An 8,784-nucleotide genomic window follows, 5' to 3' on the forward strand; every position below is an offset into this window, starting at 1 on the left:
GGGATCAGTTCTGGCAGACCGGGCGGTAAGGCAAGCCCGCGCCGACGTACTGTCGCCACTCTTCACGGCTCAGCTCGCGTCCGACGGCTCGGCAGACCCGTGCTCGGAGATTCGGCTCGTCGAGCGTCCACAGACTTACGTTGTTTGACGCGAAACTGTAGGTCGCCAGGGTCTTGCCGTCCGCGGAGACGTCGGAAGACAGGAAAGGGGCGCCGTGCTTCCAGGCTTCCTGGGCAGCCAGGGTATTGCGGTCAAGCACGATGCTGCGGTTCTCCCCCGACACGAGCACCTGCCCGCGGTCCGCCAGTTCGGTGAGATCGAGGACGTACCGGAGTGTCCCGTCGCTGGTGCGGCCACGCACGTGCAGCTCCGGGGTGAGGAACGTGATCAGTCCTGTGCCCGACCCCACCACCACCTGCCCGTCGTTCGTCACTGCCACCTGCGCAAGCCCGGTCCGGCCATCCAGCCGTCTTGTCGAGGTAACCGCGAGGTCGGAGGGTCGGAGTGCTACGACCGTTGGCTGATCGCCGCTGTTCTTGCTGACGACTGCGTAGAGACGGTCGGTCTTCTCGCCGCTACCGAGGGCGACGACGGACCCCGCAAGCCGGCGGCCGCCCATGCTCCGCCACGCGCCGTCCCTGAAGCGGAAGCGCAGGACGTCGCCGTCGTTATGGCCGACGTAGAGGTCGTGACCGACGAAGGCGACGCGGTTTGGCCCCGCCTCCTTCGGCAACGGTACGGGCGTCCGACGCCGTTCCACGACGTTCCAGACCGCCAGCTCCTTTGTACGGTCACCGTCCTTGCCGTACACCACCGCGGCCCAGGGACCGTCCTTGGTGGTAGCCAGCGCGCGGCTCCTGACGCCCTTCGGCAGGAGCAGGCGGTGGACGCTGGCCGGATCCGAGAACGTCTTGGAGGTCATCGAGGCCGCGCGGGGCACGACGTGGACGGCTCGGCCGCTGCTGAGCACGAGAACGTCCTTGGCCCACGCGGCTGACGCCAAGCCGCCGTAGAAGCGGGTCCAGGCCGTCGTAGCCAGCGAACGCTGGTCGTCGTACAGTTCGGCCACCTCACCGCGGTGGCGCAGAACGATGCCATTACTGATCACAGCCTCCCCGCCCTTCGGCAGCCCGAACTTCTGGGTTCGCTGTGCCACGTCCCACCCGAACGTGCCGTGCTCCGTGGCCGCGCTCGTATGGACCCCGCTGTCGGAGTCGGAGATCGACACGGTCCAGTAGGGCCCCCGGTTGGAGAGCAACGTCTCCGACCCGTCGGGCCGCAGGGCGAGTAACTGGGCTCCACGGGTCGCGGCGGCAACCACTGTGCCGTCCTCCACGGCTCCTTGGAGGACGACATCCTTGGGGGCGGTGAGCACGACGGACCGGGCGCAGGTGGTGAGATCGATCCTGACGACCTCGTTCTTCTGTTTGGTTCCCTTCTCCTTCGTCAGCAGGACCTCGCCCTTTGTCGCCGACATCGCCTTCGCCGGTCCGCGCTCCGGACAGCGCTTCGGAGCAAGGCCCGGGCGCTCAGCGTCGAAGACGAAGAGCCCCACTCGGTCGGAATAGGCGACGATCTGTCCCCCGTCCGCGGTGAACTCCAGGTGGTCGATCGAGTTGAGCTCCCAGCGCAGCGGACCGGGTCGGGGCGGGACGGGCAGGGCTGGACGCGCCACGACGGACCAGGCGGAGTTCCGGTTCTCCACGACCGTCAGGCGCAGATCGGTCGAGGCGAACGCAACGCGCTGGCCGCGGCGGGACACCGCCAGATCACTGACCAACGCACCGCCAGAACCGGGAAGGGTCGCACCTGACCCCTTCTGGCGCCACGCGGTCTCCCCGGTCAGGGTCGACAGGATCCGAACGGCTCCGGTGCTCGTCGACAGCGCCCCCCAGACGCCGTTCCGGGACAGGGCCACCTCCTCGAACTCCCCCTCCTCGGGACGGAGTATCCGCCGCAGTGAGGACTTGTCGCGGGCCATCGAGTCGAGGACGTCGGTCCTCTGCCCGGCAGCGTTCGCGATGTCGTCGCTGGCCATGGCCAGCAGCAGTCCCAGTCCCGGGTCGCTGTTCGCGCCGAGCTCGTACGCCTCGTCCCTGACCTTGGCGGCGGTGTCCCGCAGTTCCTGAATCCGCTGCTGGCGCTGCCAGAGGTAGCCGGCGCCGCCCGAACCGGCGAGAAGCACGACGAGGCAGACGATCAGGACGCGCAGTCGGGCACGGCGATCGGGCCTACGGCTGCGGCGAGCCGCGTCGCGCCACTTTCGCGCGCCGACGACGGAGGTCTGCAACGCCCGCGAGTGGTCCCGGGCCTGCTCCAGATCGGCTGCCGGCACCACGACCCGGTCCAGATCGGCCGAGGCGCCGAACTTGTTCCGATAACCGGAGACGGAGACCATGTGCCCCTCGTCGTCCACACCGCCGATGATGGCGGTCGAGCCGCCGAGGCGCCTCAGGGTGAACGGCCCTCGCACTCTGCGACTCAGGCGTCGCATCTCGTCGATGAGTACGGTGAACGCCGCCGTCAGGCTGATGTCCTGGACGTGGTCCACCGGACCGTCGGCATCACGCAGCGACCACAGGACCGTGCCCCCCCTGTGGCGTGGGGCTCGCGCGATCTGCCAGGCGGTCTCCAGGCCGGACCGGAACCGCGCGTCCGCGGTGAACAGCACCATGGACGCCGGGTCCGGAACCAGGGCGTCGGGCAGCCGCCGCAGTGTCGTACAGCGCAGGGTCGCGCGGATTCCGCTGTCGCCGCGGTCAAGGAGAACCTCCACGGCTGCCGTCGCGCCCTTCCTCGCTACAGCGTCCTGGAGAGCCAGCAGCCACACGACCGCAGTCGTCCCCCGCGGATCGGAACCGAGCGCCCGTATGACGGCGGCCATGCGGGTCGGGTGCGCGCACGCCGGAGCGGTCCGCCCGGGTGGCCACGGCGCACCCACCGTGGCGCGGGTATGCGCCAGCCAGGCCAGTGCGATGCCCAGGTGCTCCCCGAGCCGCTCCTCCTCATCGACCAGGACGAGCCCCAGGGACGCGACCGCGCGCACCGCCCCGGTCACCGGGCCGCAGCCGTGGTAAGGCGCCTCTGTGGGGGTGGGGAGAGCGCCCGCCACGAACCCGTATCGTTCGGTCAGTTCATGCAGTTCGACCGTGTCGTGGCACAGGGCCCGCAGGGAGTCCACGTCACGGGTCTCGACCAGCGCCCGTACGAACTCCACCAGCAGCGGGCTGCGGAGCAGCGCGCCGTACAGGGCCGACTCCGCATCGGTGTCGGTGAGTTCCTCGGTGAGGAGGGTGCGGATGTCCTCGGCGAAGGTCATGACGTGCCTCGCTGTCCGTCGTGGCGGCGGACTGCCCGGTGCAACGGGTGCCCGGTGGGAACGCGTTCTGCTGCCGCCCGCCATACCTGAAGGCCTGCACGGTCAGCACCCGTCAGCGATACCAGTAGCTCATCGGGAGAAACGCCGGACAGACCCCAGACACCGATCACCGCTTCCTGCGCCCCGACATCGAAGCGCCCGTGTTCCGCAGGCACGTCGAGCGTGCCCGACATCCAGCGTCTGCGAGCCTCCAGAGCAACCCAGTACCGGCGGCTGAGGTCCCCTGCCGACACCGTCACCGGGGCGAAAACGCACCCGTAGAGGTCGAGGAGCCGATTCCGCTCCGTTGTCGCCTCCACGGACAGCTGCACCGTGATCTTCAACCGTCCGCTCGCCGTGACTTCGGCTCGGACCGAGAACGGACCACTGCCGCCGAGCCGACGGATCGCCGTGCGATCATCCGTGCCTGCCGCGGCCTTGGGCAGGTCGGAGTCGAGCGTGGTGACGAGACCGGTGGAGGCGAAGCCGGTGAGACGGTCGGCCGCCAGCGTCGCCGCGTGCCGCAGGAACGGGTTGACCGAGGCGAGCCGGCGTACGACGTCGGCCAAGATGCCCCTGACGGGAGCCGGGAAACGCGCCGGGTCGGCGGAGTTCAGTCCTGAGCACAGCGCTGTGCCACCTCGCGCTGTCAGTACCGGATCGGGGTCCGCGAGCCCTTCGTACAGCTGCTCCAACGGCCCGGTCACGCCGACTGCGGCCGGCGTGACCCAGTGTCCGAGATCGAGCGCCTCCTCGGACAGCGGCGACGGCTGTGCCTCGTCGAGCATCCGGACGACTGCTGATGCCAGCTCCGCCACCGGTCCCCACGGCAACGAGTGGTACACACCGGGCGCTGGCGAGCCCTCCTGGCTCAGCCGGTGCAGCAGCAGGTAGCGGATCTGCCTGGAGAGTGTGGCCACGGCTGCCAGGTCCGCCGGCCCGAGATCGGGGTTGGGCCACGACGTCTCGATCCGGTTGATCAGTTCCGTGCCGGATTGCTCGAGCGACAACGGTGCTCCGTAGTCATCGAGTTCGACATAGGTAAGGCTGGAGACCGGGCTGTGCAGTGCGAGTACGGGCGTATGGCCCGGGCCCGCCGTCACACTGCGCCGGACCCAGCCTTCCGCGAAGAGGGGGAGGTGCCGGGCGTCGGCCCGTTCGTCGCCGTCGTTGATCAGGTTCGGGCCGGAGGACGGTGGGCCGATACGGACGACCCAGTCGCTCAGGGGACGGTGAACAGCGGTCACGGCTGTACCTCCAGCAGCGCCGTGAGGAGTCCGGCCGCAGCGGGGCCGAGTGCGGTAGCCACACTCATCTGCTTGCGCGGGTCCTGCCCTTCCTCCAGCGTCTTGCGGTGGTTGCGGGCCAGGCGGTCCCACGCCGCCGGTGTCAGCCCGTCCCATGCGGTGTGGGGCAGTTGAGCGAGACGACTCGCCAGTTCACCGAACTCGCAACGGGTCGTCTCCGCCCAGCGCACCGCGAACTTCACCGCTCGCAGCACGATGTGCGCCTGTTCCAGCCGATCCTCGGTGGGTGCGAGGGAGACGAGGCGGCGTGGCCGGGCTTGTAGGTCCGGGAGCCCTCGGCCGGTGGGATCGATCACCAAGTTGCCCACCGGGTCGTAGTAGAGGCTATTGACCGTGAAATCCCGGCAGCGGGCATCGACTTCGAGATCGCTGCCGCAGGCCGGGAAACTGAACTCGGCCGAGTTCAGGGTTCGGTACTCGTACAGCCGCTCACCTTTGTCGGGTGGGACAGCCGAACAGACGAGGCTGTCCGGGCTGACCTTGGGCCTGAACTCCAGGCCGCTGCGGCGCCTGACCCGCCTGGTGAGTTCGCTGAAGCGGCCTGGCGGAGCCGTGCCCGTCAGGTCGAGGTCGTTCACGTCCCCGGCGGCGCCCGCGATCACATCCCGGGCGAAGCCACCCGCCAGCCAGATCATGTGGTGCGCCTCCTGTATCTCGGCGATGAGGGGGGCTGCGACGGGTGCCCAGGGTGACCCCGGTCGGGCCAGCGTCTCGGCGACCGTGTCCGACAGGGTGTCGTCGAGCGCATCGGCCCGGTGTATCCGGTCGGCGGCCACCCGGTCCGCAGGCGTAGGCGCGACGAGGCGGACCGAACCGGCATTGTCGGGTACGGGCCGGTCGGGTGGTTGGGTCAGGGACTCTTCACCCGTCAGCAGCAGCCGGTCACATGCGGCCTTCGGCGTCCCGGAGCGGACATAACCGAAACCGGCGACCGTTCCTTCGTCCGTGACATCACCGGCGAGAACAGGGCCGGATTTGGATCTCTCATGCCACACAGTTCCTCCGCAACGGGACCGGGCCTCATGCGGCGGCCGGTCCGTGCCAGTCAGACGTAGGGAGGTTGCTGCGGGCGGTGGAAGGGAGCGGGGCCCCGGCGCCAAGCGACTTCCCACGTCGGACAATCACCCGCGCATCTCATGGCGCGACTCCCACCACTCTTGGGCAAGTAGAGCAAAGTAACACAAGTGCCTGTCATAAGGCGGGATTTCACGCAGGATGTCGAGGGTGCGAAGTTGCTGGCAGGTGTTGCGTCGGAGCGGCACTGTCCGCAGGGCAACACCCCGCTGCACTTGCTCACAAGGGACTACCTCGCCCACCACAGCGACCTCCCTGCGGCTGCCCGGGCCCGCATCTACCGCAGCGAGCGTGGCTCCGACGCCTCCCTGCGCCAGCCCGTCGAGAATGCGGCCCGGCCCGGCGCGAGGCCGGCGTCCAAGGGCGGTGTCTCGTCACCGCCGTAGCCGAGCGCGAGAGTGATGTCCTCCACCATGGCCCGACGGGCTTCCGCTCGGTTCGCTGTTCCTGCACCTCACCCACAGAGCGGCAACGTGCGCAAATCCCCGCGACGGACCCCCCACCCACCCCCGTAGAGCAGACGACAGGAAGCTCACAGGGAGGGGACCAGGACGTGGCAGGGCACAGGGGCAGGCGTGTCAGGGGTACGGCGGCCGCCGTGGCGGCGATGGCGGCGCTCACCGCGTCGCAGGCGCCGGGGGTGATCCCGGCGCGGGCCTCCGTACCGGCGCCCGGTCAGGCACCCGCCGAGCACGGACCGAGCGTGTCCGGCGACACCCCGTACCGCACGGAGCTTCCGCCGCTGCGGACCGGGCAGCACGCGGGCGGTGGGGCGGCGGCCGTGGAGGTGGGCGGCGCGCTGCCGGTGAGTGTGTTCGCCGCCTACCGGAGGGCCGAGGACCGGCTCGCGCGGGAGGCGCCCGGCTGTCGGCTGCGCTGGCAGCTGCTGGCGGCGATCGGGCAGGTGGAGTCGGGGCAGGCGCGGGGCGGGAGGGTGACGTCGGACGGTACGACCGTGGCGCCGATCCTCGGGCCGCGGCTGGACGGCGTGGCCTTCGCGCTGATCCGGGACACCGACGGCGGTGTCCACGACGGGGACACGGCGTACGACCGCGCGGTCGGGCCGATGCAGTTCATCCCGTCGACCTGGGCCCGCTGGGGCGCGGACGGCAACGGCGACGGGCGTACGGATCCGAACAACGCCTTCGACGCGGCCCTCGCCGCCGGACGGTACCTGTGTGCCGGCGGCCGGGACCTGTCCGTCCCCGCCCAGCTGGACCGGGCGATCCTCGGCTACAACCACTCGGCGGCCTATCTGCGCACGGTCAGGGCCTGGTACGCGTACTTCCTGGAAGGGCACCGGGTGGTGCCGGACGGATCCGCAGGGTCCTTCTCCGCCGGGTCCTCCTCCGCGCGCCCGGAGCCGTCGCGGCCGGCCGCCACACCGAAGCCCTCGCGGACACCCTCGGCCCGGCCGAGTGCCCCGCCGTCCCGTACCCCGTCCACCCCCGCCTCCTCTCCGGCCCCGGCCGGAACCGGCCCGGCCACCGAACCCGAGAAGCCGGATGAGCCCCAACTCCCCGCCCCCGACCCGGACATCGAGCTCCCCGGCGAGAACCTGCTGCCCAGCGGCGCCCCACTCACCAGTAACAGCGCGGACTCGATGACCGTCTCCCCCTCCACAACCGCCGATACTGGGCGGTAATGTCGCCCCCCGCCGGACGGCACGATTCCGGTGGGTGAGCGCGAAGGGGTCCTCATGGCGACGGACATGCCCGCAGAGACACCTGTGGAGATGCACGCGGCCGACGAGCGGTGGCGCCACATGTGGAGCCACCGCGAGCATCTGCTCAAGGTGGCCCGGCGCAGGTCGATGAGTGCGGAGGACGCCGAGGACGCGGTGCACGAGGCGATGCTGCGCGCCGCCGAGCGGCCCGACCTGGACGAGGAGCGGCTCGCGGCCTGGCTGACGACGGTGACGATGCGCCTGTGCGTCGACCGCTACCGGCAGATGAACCGCGAGGCCGAGGTGCGAACCAGCCCGACGCTCATCGCCCCCGGCCCGGTGCCCGTCGAGGAGGCGGTGTGCGACCGGGCCGAGGCGAAGTGGCTGGCCGTGCGCAGCGGTGAGCTGCCCGCGCGGCAGGCCGAGGCGCTGCGGCTGAAGTCGGAGGACCTGGACGTCGGCCAGGTCGCCGTCCGGATGGGTCTGAGCTACCGGACCGTCGAGTCGCTGCTGGCCCGGGCCCGGCGGACGCTGCGGCAGTCGTTGGCCGCCACGCTCGGGTGCGCGCTGTTCCTCATCGGGTGGGGGAGGCCGCGCGGCGTCGGCAGGGCACAGGCCGTGGCGGTCGCCTCGACGGCGGCGTCCCTGGCGGTGGCGGGGTTCGTGCTGCCGTACGCCCTCGACGGCAGCGGAGGCGGGGGCGGCGGGGCGCCTCGGCCCGCGGTCGCCACACCGGGCACGGAGACGATGCGGCCGGACGGCGGTGGCGAGGGCCGCACGCCTCGGGGGACCGAGCCCACGGCTGCCGCAGCCGAGCGCGGTGCGGTCGGGGATCCCGCCGGTGAATCGTTCCTCCCGCTGTCCGTGCCGTCGCTGCCGGAGGTGCCGGGTGTGCCGGGTGTGCCGGGTGTCGCGCAGGTCCCGGACGTTCCGCAGGTCCCGGACCTTCCGGATGTCCCACATCTTCCGGAGGTCCCGGCGGCCCCGCTGCCCGGGCTGTCCGCGCCGGAGGTCCCGGAGATCCGGCAGGTGCCCGACGTCCCCGACCTGCCGCTGGAGCTCTCCGCCGCGCCGACGGACACGGCGGACACGGCGGACACGGCGGACACGACCGTCCCGGAAGCTCCCGGGACATTCGACGCGCCGTCCACCTCCCCGTTCCCCGAGCTCACGGCGAGCCCGCTTCCGTAAGCGCTGCCGAACCTGCCCGGCAGAGCTGCCGAAACCTGCCCAGTAGCGCTGCCCAGCGACCACCCGCGAGCGCTGCCCGAAACCCGACCCGAGCGCGCTGCCCGGCCCCGCCCGCAAGCGCTGCCCGTACACCGACCCGAAGCGCTGCCCGTAAACCGACCCGAAGTGGTGCCCGTAAGCCGACCCGA

General features: G+C 71.0%; 6 protein-coding genes. 2 read left to right on the plus strand and 4 right to left on the minus strand.

Translation table 11 applies throughout. From position 1 onward, the window contains the following. Nucleotides 1–4: 4 nt before the first annotated feature. The 4 genes from GTY56_RS21255 to GTY56_RS21270 all read right to left on the minus strand — a co-directional run bounded on the left by GTY56_RS21255 (nucleotide 5) and on the right by GTY56_RS21270 (nucleotide 6,154). Nucleotides 5–3,319 carry a WD40 repeat domain-containing protein gene (locus GTY56_RS21255; protein WP_161366945.1) on the minus strand — a complete coding sequence of 1,105 codons (3,315 nt, stop codon included), beginning with the start codon at nucleotides 3,317–3,319 and terminating at the stop codon, nucleotides 5–7. Continuing rightward, on the minus strand, nucleotides 3,316–4,605 hold the full coding sequence (locus GTY56_RS21260; RefSeq protein ID WP_161366946.1) for a hypothetical protein: 1,290 nt from the start codon (nucleotides 4,603–4,605) through the stop codon (nucleotides 3,316–3,318). The genes GTY56_RS21255 and GTY56_RS21260 overlap by 4 nt, the downstream gene beginning before the upstream one ends. Then, on the minus strand, nucleotides 4,602–5,660 hold the full coding sequence (locus GTY56_RS21265) for a tRNA nucleotidyltransferase/poly(A) polymerase family protein (protein ID WP_161366947.1): 1,059 nt from the start codon (nucleotides 5,658–5,660) through the stop codon (nucleotides 4,602–4,604). Before GTY56_RS21265 ends, GTY56_RS21260 begins: the two co-directional genes overlap by 4 nt. A gap of 356 nt (nucleotides 5,661–6,016) precedes the next feature. Beyond that, nucleotides 6,017–6,154, minus strand: a complete 138-nt coding sequence (locus tag GTY56_RS21270) for a hypothetical protein (protein WP_161366948.1) — start codon at nucleotides 6,152–6,154, stop codon at nucleotides 6,017–6,019. A 192-nt stretch (nucleotides 6,155–6,346) separates the two neighbouring features. Between GTY56_RS21270 and GTY56_RS21275 the strand changes: the two genes are divergently transcribed. Together GTY56_RS21275 and GTY56_RS21280 are read left to right on the plus strand one after the other, a co-directional pair. Next, nucleotides 6,347–7,384 carry a lytic transglycosylase domain-containing protein gene (locus GTY56_RS21275; RefSeq protein WP_161366954.1) on the plus strand — a complete coding sequence of 346 codons (1,038 nt, stop codon included), beginning with the start codon at nucleotides 6,347–6,349 and terminating at the stop codon, nucleotides 7,382–7,384. A 54-nt stretch (nucleotides 7,385–7,438) separates the two neighbouring features. Next, nucleotides 7,439–8,596: a sigma-70 family RNA polymerase sigma factor gene (locus tag GTY56_RS21280; RefSeq protein WP_161366949.1), complete on the plus strand. Its 1,158-nt coding sequence runs from the start codon at nucleotides 7,439–7,441 to the stop codon at nucleotides 8,594–8,596. The last annotated feature ends 188 nt before the right edge of the window (nucleotides 8,597–8,784 follow it).

Origin of the sequence: Streptomyces sp. SID5643, from assembly GCF_009872555.1 — a bacterium.
In the GTDB taxonomy this organism is placed as follows: Bacteria; Actinomycetota; Actinomycetes; order Streptomycetales; family Streptomycetaceae; genus Streptomyces; species Streptomyces iakyrus.

Coding starts and splice junctions, on each gene's coding strand:
- GTY56_RS21255 (WP_161366945.1), bottom strand. CDS start 3,319: ATGACCTTCGCCGAGGACATCCGCACCCTCCTCACCGAGGAACTCACC.
- GTY56_RS21270 (WP_161366948.1), bottom strand. CDS start 6,154: ATGGTGGAGGACATCACTCTCGCGCTCGGCTACGGCGGTGACGAGACA.
- GTY56_RS21275 (WP_161366954.1), top strand. CDS start 6,347: ATGGCGGCGCTCACCGCGTCGCAGGCGCCGGGGGTGATCCCGGCGCGG.
- GTY56_RS21280 (WP_161366949.1), top strand. CDS start 7,439: ATGGCGACGGACATGCCCGCAGAGACACCTGTGGAGATGCACGCGGCC.